19 protein-coding genes are annotated in these 16,972 nt (G+C 45.0%); 12 read left to right on the top strand and 7 right to left on the bottom strand.

Annotation, left to right across the window (positions count from 1 at the left end; all coding sequences use genetic code 11):
- The first annotated feature begins 1 nt into the window (after position 1).
- The 7 genes from MHH91_RS13205 (at position 2) to MHH91_RS13175 (ending at position 7,380) form a co-directional block, all read left to right on the top strand.
- Positions 2-814, top strand: coding sequence for a pyruvate, water dikinase regulatory protein (locus MHH91_RS13205; protein ID WP_013352914.1), 813 nt, complete (start codon positions 2-4; stop codon positions 812-814).
- A gap of 255 nt (positions 815-1,069) precedes the next feature.
- Entirely contained in the window at positions 1,070-1,576 is a 507-nt protein-coding gene (locus MHH91_RS13200) for a YaiI/YqxD family protein (protein WP_013352913.1), read from the top strand.
- Positions 1,577-1,597: 21 nt separating this feature from the next.
- Positions 1,598-3,409 (top strand): DNA primase, encoded by a 1,812-nt coding sequence (gene dnaG / locus MHH91_RS13195; protein WP_013352912.1) that lies wholly within the window; start codon positions 1,598-1,600, stop codon positions 3,407-3,409.
- A 193-nt stretch (positions 3,410-3,602) separates the two neighbouring features.
- Positions 3,603-4,724 carry an RNA polymerase sigma factor RpoD gene (gene rpoD, locus MHH91_RS13190; protein WP_013352911.1) on the top strand — a complete coding sequence of 374 codons (1,122 nt, stop codon included), beginning with the start codon at positions 3,603-3,605 and terminating at the stop codon, positions 4,722-4,724.
- A 349-nt stretch (positions 4,725-5,073) separates the two neighbouring features.
- A complete protein-coding gene (gene cccA, locus MHH91_RS13185) occupies positions 5,074-5,436 on the top strand; it encodes a cytochrome c550 (RefSeq protein WP_013352910.1) in 363 nt (120 codons plus the stop codon).
- Between the two features lie 125 nt (positions 5,437-5,561).
- The gene (locus MHH91_RS13180) at positions 5,562-6,266 is read left to right on the top strand and encodes a tRNA (adenine(22)-N(1))-methyltransferase (protein ID WP_088030688.1); all 705 of its coding nucleotides are present in this window, start codon (positions 5,562-5,564) and stop codon (positions 6,264-6,266) included.
- Positions 6,259-7,380, top strand: coding sequence for a Nif3-like dinuclear metal center hexameric protein (locus MHH91_RS13175; protein WP_013352908.1), 1,122 nt, complete (start codon positions 6,259-6,261; stop codon positions 7,378-7,380). The genes MHH91_RS13180 and MHH91_RS13175 overlap by 8 nt, the downstream gene beginning before the upstream one ends.
- A 20-nt stretch (positions 7,381-7,400) precedes the next feature.
- Here MHH91_RS13175 and MHH91_RS13170 read toward each other — a convergent pair whose 3' ends face one another.
- Positions 7,401-8,345 (bottom strand): 4-hydroxy-3-methylbut-2-enyl diphosphate reductase, encoded by a 945-nt coding sequence (locus MHH91_RS13170; RefSeq protein ID WP_013352907.1) that lies wholly within the window; start codon positions 8,343-8,345, stop codon positions 7,401-7,403.
- Positions 8,346-8,467: 122 nt separating this feature from the next.
- Positions 8,468-9,184, bottom strand: a complete 717-nt coding sequence (vrrA, locus tag MHH91_RS13165; RefSeq protein WP_013352906.1) for a VrrA/YqfQ family protein — start codon at positions 9,182-9,184, stop codon at positions 8,468-8,470.
- 165 nt (positions 9,185-9,349) lie between these two features.
- On the opposite strand from vrrA, the gene MHH91_RS13160 reads away from it, so the two are divergent.
- Both MHH91_RS13160 and MHH91_RS13155 read left to right on the top strand, forming a co-directional pair.
- Positions 9,350-10,666, top strand: coding sequence for a DEAD/DEAH box helicase (locus MHH91_RS13160; RefSeq protein ID WP_013352905.1), 1,317 nt, complete (start codon positions 9,350-9,352; stop codon positions 10,664-10,666).
- Positions 10,667-10,677: 11 nt separating this feature from the next.
- Positions 10,678-11,571, top strand: a complete 894-nt coding sequence (locus MHH91_RS13155) for a deoxyribonuclease IV (RefSeq protein WP_014470673.1) — start codon at positions 10,678-10,680, stop codon at positions 11,569-11,571.
- Positions 11,572-11,601: 30 nt separating this feature from the next.
- Here the strand turns inward: MHH91_RS13155 and MHH91_RS13150 are convergent, their stop codons facing one another.
- The gene (locus MHH91_RS13150; RefSeq protein WP_014470672.1) at positions 11,602-11,856 is read right to left on the bottom strand and encodes a DUF2624 domain-containing protein; all 255 of its coding nucleotides are present in this window, start codon (positions 11,854-11,856) and stop codon (positions 11,602-11,604) included.
- A 118-nt stretch (positions 11,857-11,974) separates the two neighbouring features.
- Here MHH91_RS13150 and MHH91_RS13145 point away from each other — a divergent pair, with 118 nt between their 5' ends.
- Together MHH91_RS13145 and MHH91_RS13140 are read left to right on the top strand one after the other, a co-directional pair.
- A complete protein-coding gene (locus tag MHH91_RS13145) occupies positions 11,975-12,856 on the top strand; it encodes a YitT family protein (RefSeq protein ID WP_013352902.1) in 882 nt (293 codons plus the stop codon).
- Positions 12,857-12,979: 123 nt separating this feature from the next.
- Positions 12,980-13,390 (top strand): Fur family transcriptional regulator, encoded by a 411-nt coding sequence (locus MHH91_RS13140; RefSeq protein WP_013352901.1) that lies wholly within the window; start codon positions 12,980-12,982, stop codon positions 13,388-13,390.
- A 30-nt stretch (positions 13,391-13,420) separates the two neighbouring features.
- On the opposite strand, the gene MHH91_RS13135 is transcribed toward MHH91_RS13140, so the two are convergent.
- Positions 13,421-14,002, bottom strand: a complete 582-nt coding sequence (locus MHH91_RS13135) for a nucleotidase (RefSeq protein WP_013352900.1) — start codon at positions 14,000-14,002, stop codon at positions 13,421-13,423.
- Positions 14,003-14,135: 133 nt separating this feature from the next.
- Between MHH91_RS13135 and MHH91_RS13130 the strand changes: the two genes are divergently transcribed.
- The gene (locus MHH91_RS13130; RefSeq protein ID WP_088030541.1) at positions 14,136-14,513 is read left to right on the top strand and encodes a DUF308 domain-containing protein; all 378 of its coding nucleotides are present in this window, start codon (positions 14,136-14,138) and stop codon (positions 14,511-14,513) included.
- 29 nt (positions 14,514-14,542) lie between these two features.
- Here the strand turns inward: MHH91_RS13130 and ispG are convergent, their stop codons facing one another.
- The 3 genes from ispG to MHH91_RS13115 all read right to left on the bottom strand — a co-directional run bounded on the left by ispG (position 14,543) and on the right by MHH91_RS13115 (position 16,950).
- Entirely contained in the window at positions 14,543-15,661 is a 1,119-nt protein-coding gene (gene ispG / locus MHH91_RS13125) for a flavodoxin-dependent (E)-4-hydroxy-3-methylbut-2-enyl-diphosphate synthase (protein WP_182425410.1), read from the bottom strand.
- A 131-nt stretch (positions 15,662-15,792) separates the two neighbouring features.
- On the bottom strand, positions 15,793-16,098 hold the full coding sequence (locus MHH91_RS13120; protein ID WP_013352897.1) for a LysM peptidoglycan-binding domain-containing protein: 306 nt from the start codon (positions 16,096-16,098) through the stop codon (positions 15,793-15,795).
- Positions 16,099-16,185: 87 nt separating this feature from the next.
- Positions 16,186-16,950, bottom strand: a complete 765-nt coding sequence (locus MHH91_RS13115; protein ID WP_014472109.1) for a DUF1189 domain-containing protein — start codon at positions 16,948-16,950, stop codon at positions 16,186-16,188.
- Positions 16,951-16,972 lie beyond the last annotated feature (22 nt).

Genomic DNA, 16,972 nt, shown 5'->3' with positions numbered 1-16,972 from the left:
CATGGACAATCGCATCATTTACGTAGTATCAGACTCAGTCGGAGAAACCGCCGAACTCGTTGTAAAAGCCTCGCTCAGCCAGTTTAACGGCTCAGCCGATGATACGCATATCAGAAGAATACCTTACGTGGAAGATATCGGCACCATCAATGAAGTCGTGTCTCTCGCCAAAGCGGACGGCGGCATTATTTGTTTTACGCTCGTTGTTCCTGAAATCCGCAAATACTTAGTTGAACAAGCGGAAAAAGCGAATGTGCTGTATTACGATATTATCGGTCCGCTCATCGATAAAATGGAAACGGCCTACGGTCTGACGGCGAAATATGAACCGGGCCGCGTCCGCCAGCTTGATGAAGATTATTTCAAAAAGGTCGAGGCGATCGAGTTTGCCGTCAAATATGACGATGGCAGGGACCCAAGAGGCATTTTAAAAGCCGATATCATCCTGCTCGGAGTATCCAGAACGTCTAAAACCCCATTATCTCAATATCTTGCCCATAAGCGTCTGAAAGTGGCCAACGTGCCGATCGTTCCTGAAGTCGATCCGCCGGAAGAACTGTTCAGCGTTGATCCGAAAAAATGCATCGGTTTAAAAATCAGTCCTGATAAACTGAACCATATTCGAAAAGAACGGTTAAAATCTCTCGGCTTAAACGACAAAGCCATTTACGCCAACATCAACAGAATTAAAGAAGAGCTGGAGTATTTCGAGAAAATCGTGGCCCGGATCGGCTGCCAAGTCGTTGATGTTTCGAATAAAGCGGTCGAGGAAACAGCGAACATCATTCATCATCTAAAAACAAAGGGCCGATAACTCAGGACGCTTTATCCTGGGTTTTTGGGTATGCAAATAGGGAATAAACAAAAAGGATGGCATCTTCGCGAAGTTTGTATTATAATAAAAAATTGTGATAAAATGTTTATTTTTAGGTTTAAGCTTAGTGTGATACGAATAAACTATTACGAGTAAGATGTCAAGAATAACTCCCGGAAATTTTTCGACAAAGACAAAAATAGATCCGCAGTCATGGAGCATATGCGATTTCGCTTGTTTTTATGCAGGAGATTGATGGAGGGATGGAGAATTAGTCTTCTAAATGAAAAAGAAAAGACGATTTTTGTCGATGCAGACGCATGCCCCGTAAAAGAGGAAATATTGCTCATTGCATCGCAATTCAGCGTTCGGGTTATTTTCGTCGCATCATTTGAACACTACCAGCTTTCCAGAAGCAAAAACGAGAACTGGATATACGTTGATCCTCATAAAGAAGCGGCAGATTTATATATCGCAAACCATGTGAGATCGGGAGACATCGTAGTCACGCAGGATATCGGTTTGGCATCCCTTTTGCTGAACAGAAATATTGCCGTCTTATCGGAAAGGGGCCGTTCTTATACCGAAGACACGATTGACTTCGCTCTGATGAGCCGTCATATGTCGGGCAAAATGAGAAGAAGCGGCATCCATTCCAAAGGACCTAAAAAATTAAATAAAGAAGATCGGAATCGATTTGTTACCCTGCTTAAAAAAATCCTGTCGAATGATGAAGGGATTTCAAATCAAAACATCGAATAATGTACGACGGAGTGTTATAAGATGGGAAACCGCATACCAGATGAAGTAGTTAATCAGGTGCAGCAGTCAGCAGACATTGTTGAAGTCATAGGTGATTATGTCCAATTGAAAAAGCAAGGCCGCAACTACTTTGGGCTCTGCCCGTTTCACGGTGAAAACACGCCCTCGTTTTCCGTCTCCAGCGATAAGCAGATCTTTCATTGCTTCGGGTGCGGAGCGGGCGGGAACGTTTTCTCTTTTTTACGGCAGATGGAAGGCTATTCATTTACGGAAGCTGTTTCTCACCTTGCGGATAAATATCAGATTGATTTCCCTGATGATATAACGATTCACTCTGCATCCAGGCCGGAATCTTCCGGAGAGCACAAGATGGCGGAAGCTCACGAGCTCCTGAAGAAATTTTACCATCATTTGCTAATGAATACAAAGGAAGGCCAGGAAGCGTTAGATTACCTTTTATCAAGGGGTTTTACGAAAGAGCTCATAGATGAGTTTGAAATCGGCTACGCGCTGGATTCTTGGGATTTCATGACGAAGTTCTTGAAAAAGCGCGGTTTTGAGGAAGAACAGATGGAAAAAGCGGGTCTGTTGATCAGAAGGGAAGACGGCAGCGGGTATTTTGACCGTTTCAGAAACAGAATTATGTTTCCCATTCATGATCATCACGGAGCCGTGGCGGCTTTTTCAGGGAGGGCGCTCGGAAGCCAGCAGCCGAAATATATGAACAGTCCGGAAACGCCGCTGTTTCATAAATCTAAGCTGCTGTATAACTTCCATAAGGCGCGCCTGCCGATCAGGAAAGAGGAGAGAGCCGTTCTGTTTGAAGGCTTCGCGGATGTCATATCCGCCGTCAGCTCAGGCGTAAAAGAAAGCATCGCCACCATGGGGACGTCGCTCACCGAAGAGCATGTGAAAATCCTCAGAAGAAATGTTCAGGAGGTCATTCTCTGCTACGATTCGGATAAAGCCGGGTATGAGGCTACGCTGAAAGCGGCCGGCCTGCTGCAGAAAGCTGATTGTAAGGTAAGAGTATGCATGATGCCTGACGGGCTTGACCCTGATGATTATATCAGAACCCGGGGCGGAGAAAAATTCAAGACCGATATCATTGATGCAAGCGTTACGGTCATGGCCTTTAAAATGCAATATTTCCGCAAAGGGAAAAACTTATCTGATGAAGGAGACCGGCTTGCTTACATGAAAGAAGTGCTGAAAGAAATCAGCGCACTTTCCGGGTCGCTTGAGCAGGAAATGTATGTGAAGCAGCTCGCCTCCGAATTTTCTCTTTCGGTAGAATCTCTGACCGAACAGCTTTCCATCTATGCCAGACAAAACGCCCCCGGCGACAAAAACGCCGAACCGCAGACAAGACGGGCCCGGGTGACGACAAAAGCGAAACGGCGCCGTCTCCGTCCCGCCTATGAGAATGCGGAAAGGCTTCTTCTCGCTCATATGCTGAGAGACAGAAACGTCATCAAGAAAGTGATTGAACGTGTCGGCTTTGAATTTAACATTGACGGACATCGTGCGCTGGCAGCATATCTGTACGCTGTTTATGAAGAGGGCGCTGAAATGACGCCGCAGCATCTTATGGCGAGAATGCAGGATGAGGAAATCAGCCAGCTGCTTTCAGATATAGGGATGCTCCAAGTGAACGAGGAGCTCTCAGAGGCCGAGTTATCCGATTACGTAAAAAAAGTGTTGGATCACCGAAAATGGTCAATGATAAAGGAAAAAGAAGCAGAAAGAGCGGATGCAGAGCGGCAGAAAGACTTTGTGAAAGCTGCGTCTCTGGCTCAAGAAATTGTCGCATTGAACCGATCATTAAAATAACATCAAAAAAGAGGCTCGCGTTCTCATTGGCAATGATTCCTTGCGGAGGAGCAAATAGATCGCTTAACCTCATCATGAATTGTCATTTATTATCTGCTGCCCTGCATGCTGAAAAAGAAAGAAAGCTCCCGGGACGGATAAGAAACATACCGCTTTTAGAATTCGTTGCAAGCTTTGGAAGGAGGGATCCATAATGGCTGATAAACAAACCCACGAGACAGAAACAGAACTTACACTGGATCAGGTAAAAGACCAGCTGACTGAAACTGGAAAAAAACGTGGCGTTTTAACATATGAAGAAATTGCTGAACGCATGTCCAGCTTTGAAATTGAATCAGACCAAATGGATGAGTATTATGAATTTTTAGGAGAACAAGGTGTTGAATTAATTAGTGAAAATGAAGAAACAGAAGATCCTAATATTCAACAGCTTGCCAAAGCCGAAGAAGAATTTGACCTTAATGACCTCAGCGTACCGCCTGGCGTAAAGATCAATGATCCAGTCCGCATGTACCTCAAGGAAATCGGACGGGTAAATCTTCTTTCTGCTAAAGAAGAAATCACCTACGCTCAAAAAATTGAAGAGGGTGACGAGGAATCTAAACGCAGATTGGCTGAAGCAAACCTTCGTTTAGTTGTCAGCATTGCTAAACGGTATGTCGGCCGCGGCATGCTTTTCTTAGACTTAATCCAAGAAGGAAACATGGGTCTCATGAAAGCCGTCGAAAAGTTTGACTACCGTAAAGGATATAAATTCAGTACGTATGCAACTTGGTGGATCAGACAGGCGATTACACGCGCCATCGCTGACCAGGCGAGAACGATTCGTATCCCTGTTCACATGGTGGAAACCATCAACAAATTAATCCGTGTGCAGCGTCAGCTTCTTCAGGATCTGGGCAGAGAGCCGACACCGGAAGAGATTGCTGAAGACATGGATCTTACGCCTGAAAAAGTCCGTGAAATATTAAAAATTGCCCAAGAGCCTGTTTCTTTAGAAACGCCGATCGGTGAGGAAGACGATTCACATCTCGGTGATTTCATCGAAGACCAGGAAGCGACGTCTCCGTCGGATCATGCGGCATATGAGCTTTTGAAAGAACAGCTGGAAGACGTGCTGGATACGTTGACGGATCGTGAAGAAAACGTGCTGCGTCTCCGTTTCGGTCTGGATGACGGACGCACAAGAACGCTGGAAGAAGTCGGCAAAGTGTTTGGAGTAACGAGAGAGCGTATTCGCCAAATTGAAGCAAAAGCGCTTCGCAAATTGAGACATCCGAGCAGAAGCAAACGTCTGAAGGATTTTCTCGAATAGAATGGAACGGGTCTGTTGATCCGTTCTTTTTTATGTATAAGATATATGGATAATATACCTTTATTTTACTGGATAAGCATTTGTTTTGCAAATGAGTTCGGAAAAATGCGGCATGTCCTTTTAAGGGGGATAATGAGATAAGTTTATTTATATTCCTTATTGTAAGCGTATACAATTCATTATACAATAGAATAAAGATAATTTTGGATAAACAAAACAGTTATTTTTGTTTTATGTATAAATTGTGAAATCAGTGAAATGGCTTAATGAGACCATTTACATTTTGTAAAAATAAGTTAGAATTAGAAGTGTTTACATAGGGGGAGAATGAAAAAAGGGGGATGGAGATATGAAGTGGAATCCGCTGATTCCTTTTTTGCTCATTGCAGTTCTGGGAATAGGGCTGACTTTCTTTCTGTCAGTGAAAGGAAATGGAGATGCGCATCAGATCGCAAGCGGCGGTGAAAGCAAAAATGCCGAAAAGGAAACTGCAAACGCTTCACCTGAAGAAATTTATAAAGCGAACTGCATCACCTGTCACGGGGAAAACTATGAAGGTGTCTCAGGGCCGAACTTAAAAGGCGTCGGCAAAAGAAAAGATGTCGCTGCGATTAAAACAAGAATTGAAAAGGGCGGCAACGGGATGCCTGCAGGCCTTGTTCCGGCCGAAAAGCTGGATGACATGGCAAAATGGGTTTCTAAGATTAAATAAAATTTTACCGGTCCCTATATAAAAGACATATGAAAAACTCTATCCGCCGCTTGGATTCCGGGCGGTTTTTTTATATGATAGTAAAGGAAAAAGAACCTGAGAAAAGTTGTGATATTGTGAATGAAATGAAGTTATCTAAAAGATTGCAGTCTGTAGCGGAATATATCCCTCCGGGTGCCCTGGTTGCTGATATCGGGTCAGACCATGCGTATCTTCCTTGCTATGCAGTTTTGAATCATTTAGCGAGCCGCGCAATTGCCGGTGAAATTACAGACGGGCCGTTTCTATCCGCCAAACAGCAGGTGGAAAAACTGGACTTAAGCACTCTTATCTCCGTAAGGAAAGGTGACGGGCTGAGCGTCCTTGAAAAGGGAGAAGCGGGCGCCATTACAATTGCGGGCATGGGCGGAGCGCTGATCGCTCATATTTTGGAGTCCGGAAAAACAAAACTGACGGGGCGTGAACGGCTGATTCTGCAGCCGAATATTCATGCCGTTCATATAAGAGAGTGGCTTTATCAGGAAGGCTATGAACTGATTGATGAAGTGATCCTTGAAGAAGACGGAAAGTGTTATGAAATACTCGTCGCGGAAACCGGCGACCGTGATGCACCTTATCGGGACATCTCGATGGCTGCCGGAATGCTTGCCGGTCCGTTTTTGTTAAAAGAGAAGAATGAAGTGTTTCTTCGGAAATGGAGCCAGGAACTTAAGCATACTGAACAAATTTATGAACAGATCAGCCGCAGCGCAAAGCATGAAAACCAAGAAAAATTAGCTGAGCTGAAAGAGCGGATCTCTCTGCTGAAGGAGGTAATCGGACATGCCTAAACATGTAAACGGACAGGAAATCATCCAGCTGTTTGAACAATTTTCACCGAAGGCTTTTGCGGTGGAAGGAGACAAAATCGGTCTGCAGATCGGCACATTGAATAAGCCGGTGAAAAACGTCATGGTGACGCTGGATGTTCTGGAACAAACGGTGGATGAAGCTATTGAGAAAAAGGTTGACTTAATTATCGCTCACCATCCGCCGATTTTTCGGCCGCTTAAACAGATCACCACTGATCAGCCCGGCGGAAGACTGATTGAGAAATGTATAAAGCATGATATTGCCGTATATGCGGCTCATACGAATCTTGATGTGGCGGACGGCGGAGTTAACGATCTGCTTGCGGAAGCTCTCGGCCTGACAGATACGGAAGTGCTCGTCCCGACATATTCGGACCCGCTGAAAAAGCTTGCCGTGTTTGTCCCGAAAGACTATGAAGAAGCTGTCAGAACCGCACTTGGCAATGCAGGAGCTGGACATATCGGCAATTACAGCCATTGCGCGTTTTCTTCTGAGGGAATCGGCAGCTTTAAGCCTCTGGACGGAGCGGACCCGTTTATCGGACAGACGGGAGAATTGGAACTCGTTCATGAAGTGAGACTTGAGACCATTTTTCCGGCAAGTATGGAGAAAGCCGTCGTAAAAGCGCTGAAAAAAAGCCATCCGTATGAAGAGGTGGCGTATGATATTTATCCGGTGGAGCAGTCTCCGCTTGAAAAAGGGCTTGGCCGCATCGGAAAACTTCAGCAGGACATGACGCTTGAAGAGTTTGCCCTGTTTGTAAAAGAGAAGTTTGACGTTAACGGAGTCCGGATGGTCGGAGAGCGAAACAGCAAGGTGAAAAAAGTCGCGGTGCTTGGCGGAGACGGAAATAAATACATTTATCAGGCAAAGCGGAAGGGTGCAGATGTTTATGTGACGGGCGACCTTTATTTTCATGTAGCGCATGACGCGATGATGATGGGGTTAAACGTCGTGGATCCCGGGCATTACGCTGAAAAGATCATGAGAAAAGGCACAGCAGAGAAGCTTACGGCAATGGCTGGAGAGAAAAACTATGACGTGCGTATTTTCGCTTCCGAAACAGATACAAATCCATTTGCCTTCTTATAAAAAAAACTGAGGCCGCGGCCTCAGTTTTTTATTTTTACTTTCGGAAGGATTTTTTTGAGCGGCACATTGTGCTCAAGCTGCCATGTAGACTCATCGTTATGGTCGAACTGCTCTAAAAAGCGGATTACTTCCTTTGTAATCGGTGTCGGTGTTGACGCGCCTGCGGTAACGGCGACGGTATTGACGTCTTTCAGCCATTCGAGCTTCAGTTCACTGATGTCACCGATGCGATAGGCTTTTGTTCCGGCGATTTCTTCTGACACTTGAGCCAGTCTGTTGGAGTTATTGCTTTTCGGATCGCCGACAACAATGGTTAAGTCCGCTTTTTTTGCCTGCTCTGATACAGCTTCTTGACGAACCTGTGTGGCCAGACAGATTTCCTGATGATATTCCACGTGCGGGTACTTTTCTTTGACTGATTCCATAATATCATGGACGTCCCACTGGGACATTGTCGTTTGGTTTGTAACGATTAATTTTTCAGCCTGAATATCGAGGTTTCTCACGTCTTCCTCTGTTTCAACGAGATGCACGATTTCAGGGGCGACGCCGACGGCTCCTTCAGGCTCGGGGTGGCCTTTTTTGCCGATATAAATGACGTGATAGCCTTCCGCTTTTACTTTTCGGATTAAGTCATGTGTTTTTGTGACGTCCGGGCATGTGGCGTCAATCGTAACAAGCCCTTTTTCCTCAGCGGCTTTTCTTACTTCCGGAGATACTCCGTGAGCCGTGAAAATAACGGTTCCTTTTTCAATCTGCTTTAAAATCTCCAGACGGTTTGTGCCGTCAAGCGTGTAAATGCCGTCTTCTTCAAACGCATCTGTGACATGCTTATTGTGAACGATCATTCCGAGTATATATATAGGTCTTGGCAGTGTTTTATCGAGTGACGCGTTTTTGGCTATGACCATGGCATCAACAACGCCGTAACAATAGCCGCGCGGCGAGATTTTGATAACGTCCAATGTAGATGTCCTCCTATCAAAAGTGAGTGTAGAGGCAATATAAAAAGCCGTAGTTAAACGGCTTAAATCTTGCATTCTTCTGATCTCATTATAGCTAATCTTTCGTGAGATATCAAAGAATGTTAAATATATAATTTCGGTTTTGATCTGCCCGATGTTCTTTTTGGACGCGGCCGTTCTTCTGATTTTGCTTCAGCGTCATCTTTTTCTTTTGAAGCGGATGCTTTTTCAGACGTTTTCTTTGACGTTTTAGACGAGGCGTCTGATTTGTTTTCATCTTCTGTTTCGTCTGTTTTTTCAGCTTCATCCTTTTTGTCTTGTTCGTCTGTTTCTTTTGTCTCGTCAGATTTATTCTCATCTTTATCTTCTGTCTCATCATCGTTGCTGCTTAACTGACTGTAAAGCTTCATCATGGCGGGCAGATTCCGTACTAAAGGGCCGTACTGCTGGATCATCGGCGTAACCTGCTGCGCCACGCCCAGCACCTTCTGGACGTTGCCGAGCATGCTCGACAGGGATGCCGGACTTGCCAGACTCTGAATCCCCTGCAATCCCTGCAGTCCGGCGCCTGCTCCTCCGCTGGCCGCTGTCGGAGCGGACGCGGCAGCGCTTCCTCCTGAACCGGGTAAAAAACGGGAAAGCATTCCTTTTAAGCCCCCTCCGCCTGTGCCTGCGTTTCTCAGGCCTGCTCCTGCAATCTGCTGCTGAGGGAATAACTGCCGGCCCTGCTGCATCAGCTGCCGGCCCGGCAATGACGGTCTGCCTCCCATCATCATACGCGGATTCATCAACGGCCGGCCCTGCTGCGCCATATTTCTCATCGGCTGCTGTGGAAACATACTTGTACCTCCTTTCTGTCTCTCTGCTATTACAATATGCATCGGAGGGGGCATTTGCTTTTCTATCTCGAAAACAGGATTCCCCCAAGACATGGTGTTTTTAAGTGAAATCGGTTATAATGTGATGATGGACACAGAATGTGCCGCTTTAAGGAGCTGGGAAAAATGAAAGAAACTAAATTTGATGGATACAACTTAAAACCGTTTATTATAGATGCAGTTCACCGCCTTGGTTTTTATGAACCGACAGATATTCAAAAGAGGCTGATACCTGCTGTATTGAAAAACGAAAGCGTCATCGGGCAGTCCCAAACGGGAACGGGAAAAACCCACGCCTATTTATTGCCTATCCTGAATCGGATTGATCCGGGTTCTGATACGGTACAGGCTGTTATCACAGCGCCGACGAGAGAGCTTGCCAATCAGATTTATCAGGAAGCGCTTAAAATCACACAGGGTGCAGAAGACGAGCAGATCCGGACAAAATGCTTTATCGGCGGAACGGACAAGCAAAAATCGATTGATAAGCTGAAAACACAGCCTCATCTCGTCGTCGGAACTCCGGGCCGGATTGCGGATCTGATTAAGGCGCAGGCATTGAACGTCTATAAAGCGCAGTCTCTCGTCATTGACGAAGCTGATCTGATGCTTGATTTGGGGTTTTTGGAAGACGTTGATTACATCGGGTCGCGTATGCCGGAAGAACTTCAGATGCTTGTTTTCTCAGCTACGATTCCGGAAAAGCTGAAGCCGTTTTTGAAAAAGTATATGGAAAATCCGAAATACGCGCATGTTGAGCCGAAAAGAATCACAGCCGAAAAGATTGAACATGTTTTGGTTCCTTCTAAACAGCGTGATAAAGACAAGCTGCTTTTTGATATGATGTCTAATCTGAATCCGTATTTGGGCATTGTGTTTGCAAATACGAAAAACACTGCTGACCATATTGCGAAATACCTGACTGAAAAAGGCATGAGAATCGGCCTTCTGCACGGGGGATTAACGCCGCGTGAGCGTAAAAAGGTAATGAAGCAGATTAATGATCTGGAGTTCACTTATGTCATTGCGACAGACCTTGCGGCAAGAGGAATTGACATTAAAGGCGTAAGCCATGTCATCAACTACGAGCTTCCGGACGATCTGGATTTTTATGTTCACCGCGTAGGAAGAACAGCGCGCGCCGGCTCATCAGGCCAAGCACTGACCATTTATGAGCTTTCTGACGAAGATGCGCTCGTAAGACTCGAGAAGATGGGCATTGAGTTTGCTTATGCGGAGCTTGTAAACGGAGAATGGAAAAAAGGCGATGACCGCCACCGCCGCAAGAAACGTAAAAAGACGGAAAATGAGGCAGACCAAATTGCGAAGCGCCTTGTGAAAAAGCCGAAAAAAGTAAAACCGGGCTATAAAAAGAAAATGAGCTATGAAATGGAAAAAATCAGAAGAAAACAGAGAAGAAACCAATCTAACAAAGGGAAGTAGGGGGAATCGGGTTGCTGAAAATAGGTTCACACGTCTCAATGAGCGGAAAACATATGCTCCTTGCCGCAAGCAAGGAAGCCGTTTCGTACGGGGCGAACACATTTATGATATATACGGGCGCTCCCCAAAATACGCGCCGCAAAAAAATTGAAGACTTGAATATTGAAGCGGGCCGCGCCCATATGAAGGAAAACGGCATCGACGAGATTGTCGTGCATGCGCCATATATCATTAACATCGGAAATACGACTAATCCGGCAACGTTTGAGCTGGGCGTTGATTTTCTCCGTTCTGAAATTGAAAGAACGGCAGCGATCGGCGCGAAACAGATCGTGCTTCATCCAGGGGCGCATGTCGGTGCCGGGGCTGAAACGGGCATCAAAAAAATCATTGAAGGATTAAACGAAGTGATTGATCCGGATCAAAGCGTGCAGATCGCGCTGGAGACAATGGCGGGAAAAGGGTCAGAATGCGGAAGAAGCTTTGAAGAGCTTGCCGAGATCATTGCGGGCGTTACACATAATGAACATCTTTCCGTCTGCTTTGACACTTGCCATACGCATGATGCAGGATATGATGTTGCCAATGATTTTGACGGTGTTCTCAATGAGTTTGATAAAATCGTCGGCATCGACCGGATAAAAGTCCTTCATGTGAACGACAGTAAAAATATCAGGGGAGCCCGGAAAGACCGTCATGAAAATATCGGGTTCGGTGAGATCGGTTTTAACGCGCTGCAGTACATTGTTCATCATGAGCAGCTGGCCGAAATTCCGAAAATCCTTGAAACACCGTATGTGGGCGAAGACAAGAAAAATAAGAAGCCGCCATACCGTTTTGAAATCGAAATGCTGAAAGAAAAGCAATTTGATAAGGAGCTTCTTGAAAAAATATTAGCTCAATAAGAAGAAGGAGGGGAATTCACCCCTCCTTTTTTACCCTGAGAATTGATTGAAAAGTTCGTCAACTTTCCGTGCCGTTTCTTTTGAGGTTATCGTTTCCACTTTTTTCAGCAGGCGCAGCCGCTCCTGTTCATCAAAGATATTGATATTTTTACCGTGCATCAGAGCCGCTACCTCAGCCGCTTGACTTCTCGTAATGCTGATTCCGTATTGCTTGGAATATTTCAGCAGATCGTCCGGAGTGACTTGATTGAGCCGCTGCAAAATAATTCTTTGTATTAAAATCATCGATACTTTCACCTCTTTAAATATAATGTATTGAGCAAATCATTAAAATGTTACAGCTTTTAATGGTAAAATGAAGTTGCTTACTGTTTAAAATAGTTATTAAAGGAAAGGAGATTTTATGACCCCAAATAAACAGCATAAAAGAGAGTCATTTTTACACTTTATCTTCAGGGTCATCTTGATTCTGGTCGGAGCGGGCTCAGCCGCCGCAAGTATTGAATTGTTTTTGGTCCCAAATAATGTGATCGACGGAGGAATTATCGGTGTTTCATTAATTTTAGACCACCTCTTTATGTCCAATCCCATCCTCAATTTCGCCTTATTCGTTGTGTTACTCAACATTCCATTTATGATTTTCGGATATAAATATATCGGAAAAACATTTCTCATCTCTACGGTTATCGGGATCGTCGGTTTAGCGCTGATTGAATCCTCATTGCATCATGTGGAGGCCATTACGACCCAGCCTATTTTGGCGACGGTATTCGGGGGGCTTTTGCTCGGTTTCGGGGTAGGCCTTGTCATCCGAAACGGAGGCTCGATGGACGGTACTGAAATCCTCGGTATCCTTCTCACAAAAAAGCTGCCCTTTTCAGTCGGAGAATTCGTTATGCTCATTAATGTGTTTATTTTTATTTGGGCCGGTTTTGTATACGGGCCGGAGCAGGCGATGTATTCTTTCATGACTTATTATATTGCCATGAAGACGATTGACGCCGTCATCCAGGGTCTTGATGAAACGAAAGCGGTCATTATTGTTGCAGACCAGTACGCGGAAATTTCAGACGCGATTTTGCACCGGCTTGGACGGGGGACCACCAAGCTTCAGGGAAAAGGCGGATATACGGATGAATCCAAAGAAGTCATTTACGCGGTCGTGACAAGGCTTGAAGTGACAAAATTGAAATCCATAGTGTTTGAAATTGATAAAAACGCATTTATTACAATCATGAATACACATGAAACGAGGGGCGGTAAGTTCAAAACCGCGATTCACTAGGCTTTCGTTTACTTTTTATCATTTTATAGGTATAATTTTATACAGCATAGGAAAATGGCCTGCTGTTCAGACAGCTGCCATTTTCTTTTTGGAGCGATACCGTGATGTAAAGGGGAGGTCCTCATGAACGTACAAGAAGCGTTGAACCTGCTGAAAGAAAAAGGGTATAAATATACGAGTAAGCGAGAAGACATGCTGCAGCTTTTTGCTGATTCTGATAAATATCTGACCGCCAAAAACGTGCTTGCCGCATTAAATGACGACTACCCGGGTCTGAGCTTTGATACCATATACAGAAATCTTTCTTTATATGAAGAACTCGGCATTTTGGAAACAACGGAGCTTTCCGGGGAAAAACTGTTCCGTTTTACATGCTCTTATACCCACCACCATCACCATTTTATCTGTTTAACCTGCGGGAAAACGAAGGAAATTGAGTCCTGTCCGATGGATAAGCTTCACGATAATTTGGAAGGGTATGACATCAGCGGTCATAAATTTGAAATTTACGGCACCTGTCCGGCGTGCCGATAAAAAACCTCCTGCATAAGCAGGAGGTTTTTTTCAGCTTTTGACATGCTGAAGGCTGTGTTTGTTTTTATTGATCCAGGCGACGGCTTCAAGCCAATTCCGCACCCTGATAATATTGGAATCGATGGGGAGCTGATTGTAAGGGGAATCAAAAAGGATTACCGGAATGCCCGCTTCTTTTGCGATCATTGTCGCGTTGCCGTGGTGATCTTCAAAAAACAGATCGATGCCGTGTTTTTTGACAGCTTCCACTTTGTGATGGCCTCCGACAAGCTCAATGTGATCATAATGAATGTCCCGGTTTGCAAACCAGTCCAGCGTTACATCTTCTAAGTGGCCGCGTCTTGCCGTTATGTAAATGAGACGATGTTCTTCTTTCAGCCCGTCCAGCGCTTGCTTGGCAAATTCCGCGAGCTTTGCTTCTTTATATATGACTGCTTCATGAACATTCATCCATTCCCAAAATTCCTCGGTTGTAATGTTCAAAAGCTTAGTCAGATCATAATCAGTCATATCATCCAAAGTAATGGAAAGATGAAATGAGCGGTTTAAATAAGGGACAAATGTATCCTGTGCCGTAACCGTGCCGTCAATATCTATACCTAACCGTAACATGTCCACACTCCTATATTTTCATCCCTTCAAGTGTAACATAAACAATTAACAATACCAGCAAAGTTTAGCAAACATGATTCCGTAAAAAACGCGGAAACTAAAAAAGCTCCTTTCATAAAAGAAAAAGGGGGAATTGAAGGTGGCATACGATTACGAAAATCGAAAAGGCAACGACTACTATGTGGATCATGGATCGGAAGGAACGGATATCACGCGTGATGTTTATTCAGAAGAAACAGCGGCTGAAATTGCAGAGCCATATCGCGCTTCTGACCGGACAGCAGACCGCGATGATAACCGGGACGGAGTAAGTGAAGGCCGGGGGATAGGGTATGCAGCATTGGCTATTTCTATCATTTCCCTGTTTGTGCTCCCTGTTTTATTAGGGGCATGCGGCATTATCGTCGGCTATATCGCCAGAAGAAGAGGAGCAGGCGCTTTAGGCGGATGGGCGATGGGAATCGGTATTGTTTCCCTTGTGCTGGGCATTTTCATTACACCGTTTTTCTAAAACACACAAAAAGCTTGGCGGAATATCCGTCAAGCTTTTTGTGTGTCTTGTTCTGCTTTGGCTTTTTCCGCCTCAAGCTTTGCGTAGTGTTCTTCTGCCAGCTTGTCGATTTCTTTTTTCAGCTCTTCGACCATTGTTTCTTCAGGGACTTTGCGGACGATTTGGCCTTTGCGGAAAAGCAGTCCTTCGCCGCGCGCTCCGGCAATACCGATATCGGCTTCTCTCGCTTCGCCTGGTCCGTTAACGGCGCATCCGAGAACGGCTACTTTAATCGGCGCTTTTACTTTTGAAATGTATTCTTCCACCTCGTTTGCGATGCTGATGAGATCAATTTCGATCCGTCCGCATGTCGGGCATGAAATAAGCGTAGCCGCGTTTGAAGCGAGACCGAACGATTTCAGGAGCTCTCTGGCTACTTTTACTTCTTCAACCGGGTCAGCGCTCAAAGAGATCCGGAGCGTGTTTCCGATTCCTTTGCTTAAAATCGCTCCGAGTCCGGCCGCGCTTTTTACCGTTCCGGCAAACAGCGTGCCTGATTCTGTAATTCCGAGGTGGAGCGGATAATCAAATGCTTTTGACGCTTTTTCGTATGCTTCTATGGCGAGATTGACATCAGACGCTTTCATGCTGACAATGATGTCGTGGAAGTCAAGATCTTCCAGGATTTTAATGTGATGAAGCGCGCTCTCAACCATTCCGTCAGCAGTCGGATAGCCGTACTTTTCCAAAATGCGTTTTTCCAATGATCCTGCATTTACGCCGATCCGGATCGGAATTCCTTTTTCTTTCGCCGCTTTTACGACGGCTTCCACTTTTTCGCGTCGGCCGATGTTTCCCGGGTTGATTCTGATTTTGTCGGCGCCGCCCTCAATTGCTTTTAATGCAAGCTTGTAATCAAAATGAATATCGACAACGAGAGGGATCGAAATCCTTTTTTTGATGTCGGCAATCGCGTCAGCTGCACGTTCGTCAGGGCATGCAACCCGGACAATTTGGCAGCCGGCTTCGGCTAATCGGTTGATTTCCGCTACTGTTGCTTCTACGTCGTGTGTTTTGGTCGTCGTCATACTCTGAATGACGACTTCGTTATTTCCGCCTATTGTTAAAGGTCCCACTTTGACGGGACGCGTTTTTGTACGATGTGTGATTTCACTCACTTGTCAATCGCTCCTTAATTGTAGTTACCGCTTTTGAGGCAGAGCCTTTTACATGTCAGGCAACTTCTATTTACATGTTATATTGTAACAGTGTATTTGCCGAACTGACAAGAAATTAACGTTTAATTACGATAGACGGGGAATTTATAAGCGGTGCCTGCCTGAATGGCGTTTGCTTTTACATTCGGATTCAGCGTTTCAAAATCTTGCGCAATATCTTCCGGCGCTTTATGTGCGCCGACTATCGACATCACCGTATCACCTTTTTTGACCGTAACCGTTCTGTATGATGCTTCCTGTTTTGCAGGCTGAGCCGCCGCCGCTGCGTATGCAGGAAGGTCTTGAGCAGGGATTGTCCCGATTTTCAGATCGTAAAAGATAATAAATATCACAAATAAACTGCCGAATAAAAAAGTAAGCCGCTTCATTCCAACCGCCTCCCGCATACATTTTTACTTCATTGTATGCTTGTCCCATTTTGTTCATGACAAAAAAGAAGACTGCCTCAGGCAGTCTTACACAGCTGTTTTTCTTGGCGGTATCTCTTTTAAGACGAGGAAAAGGATGATAAAGTTTACAAACCAATTCACTAAAAATTCACTCGGCACCGTAATGACAAGCGCGCGCATAATCGTAAAGAATATGGTGGAGAGCGTTATGGAATAAGCCGAAAGCTTCCAGAGCTGCTGATAATTCAATGTCTTTCTTTGCGCATTTTTTATGATCAGGCCGATGACGGCGAGAAATGAGACTTCAATGAATTTGCCGGCTGCCGTCATGATGAAAAGCAAAACGGAAAGGACGGTGACGATCATCGTTTTATTTTGGTTTAAAGCTGATATGATTTCTTTTTTTGTGATATCAGCAGGCATTAATGAATAATTCATTTCTGTCGCCTGTCCGTCTACAGCAAGCACCATTTTATTTTTTAAAATGCCGATCGCGTTTTGTTTCGCCGCTATTTGTTTCGCGCCGTAAGCATCAGTGGGATCAAACACGATGACAAACCCGTTCGCTTCCGTTTCCTTGGAGGCGGAGGCTTTCGTCTGCAATTCGCCGTTTGAAATTTTGAAATCAGGGAAATCTTTTTCTAACACGGTTTTGAAACCGTTCATTGAGTTTACGGTGCCGGAGCTGAGGTAATAAGCGCTCGGCAGCGTAAAAAGGACAGACAGCAAAAATACATAAAGGATCGCTTTTCCTATCCCTTGAAACCGTGTTTTCGCAATATCTGCCGGAGAGTATGTACTTTTCCATAAAGCCGTAAATATGTTCAACATCTTCACTTCCTAGCCTAAACTG

It is taken from the genome of Bacillus sp. FSL K6-2819 (genome assembly GCF_038008305.1).
Classification (GTDB): Bacteria; Bacillota; Bacilli; order Bacillales; family Bacillaceae; genus Bacillus; species Bacillus amyloliquefaciens.
This window is presented reverse-complemented; position numbering and strand designations above follow the sequence as displayed.

Coding starts and splice junctions, on each gene's coding strand:
- MHH91_RS13135 (WP_013352900.1), bottom strand. CDS start 14,002: ATGTTACGGTTAGGTATAGATATTGACGGCACGGTTACGGCACAGGAT.
- dnaG (WP_013352912.1), top strand. CDS start 1,598: ATGGGAAACCGCATACCAGATGAAGTAGTTAATCAGGTGCAGCAGTCA.
- rpoD (WP_013352911.1), top strand. CDS start 3,603: ATGGCTGATAAACAAACCCACGAGACAGAAACAGAACTTACACTGGAT.
- MHH91_RS13145 (WP_013352902.1), top strand. CDS start 11,975: ATGACCCCAAATAAACAGCATAAAAGAGAGTCATTTTTACACTTTATC.
- MHH91_RS13115 (WP_014472109.1), bottom strand. CDS start 16,950: ATGTTGAACATATTTACGGCTTTATGGAAAAGTACATACTCTCCGGCA.
- MHH91_RS13150 (WP_014470672.1), bottom strand. CDS start 11,856: ATGATTTTAATACAAAGAATTATTTTGCAGCGGCTCAATCAAGTCACT.
- MHH91_RS13120 (WP_013352897.1), bottom strand. CDS start 16,098: ATGAAGCGGCTTACTTTTTTATTCGGCAGTTTATTTGTGATATTTATT.
- MHH91_RS13175 (WP_013352908.1), top strand. CDS start 6,259: ATGCCTAAACATGTAAACGGACAGGAAATCATCCAGCTGTTTGAACAA.
- MHH91_RS13180 (WP_088030688.1), top strand. CDS start 5,562: ATGAAGTTATCTAAAAGATTGCAGTCTGTAGCGGAATATATCCCTCCG.
- cccA (WP_013352910.1), top strand. CDS start 5,074: ATGAAGTGGAATCCGCTGATTCCTTTTTTGCTCATTGCAGTTCTGGGA.
- MHH91_RS13140 (WP_013352901.1), top strand. CDS start 12,980: ATGAACGTACAAGAAGCGTTGAACCTGCTGAAAGAAAAAGGGTATAAA.
- vrrA (WP_013352906.1), bottom strand. CDS start 9,184: ATGTTTCCACAGCAGCCGATGAGAAATATGGCGCAGCAGGGCCGGCCG.
- MHH91_RS13205 (WP_013352914.1), top strand. CDS start 2: ATGGACAATCGCATCATTTACGTAGTATCAGACTCAGTCGGAGAAACC.
- MHH91_RS13160 (WP_013352905.1), top strand. CDS start 9,350: ATGAAAGAAACTAAATTTGATGGATACAACTTAAAACCGTTTATTATA.
- MHH91_RS13200 (WP_013352913.1), top strand. CDS start 1,070: ATGGAGGGATGGAGAATTAGTCTTCTAAATGAAAAAGAAAAGACGATT.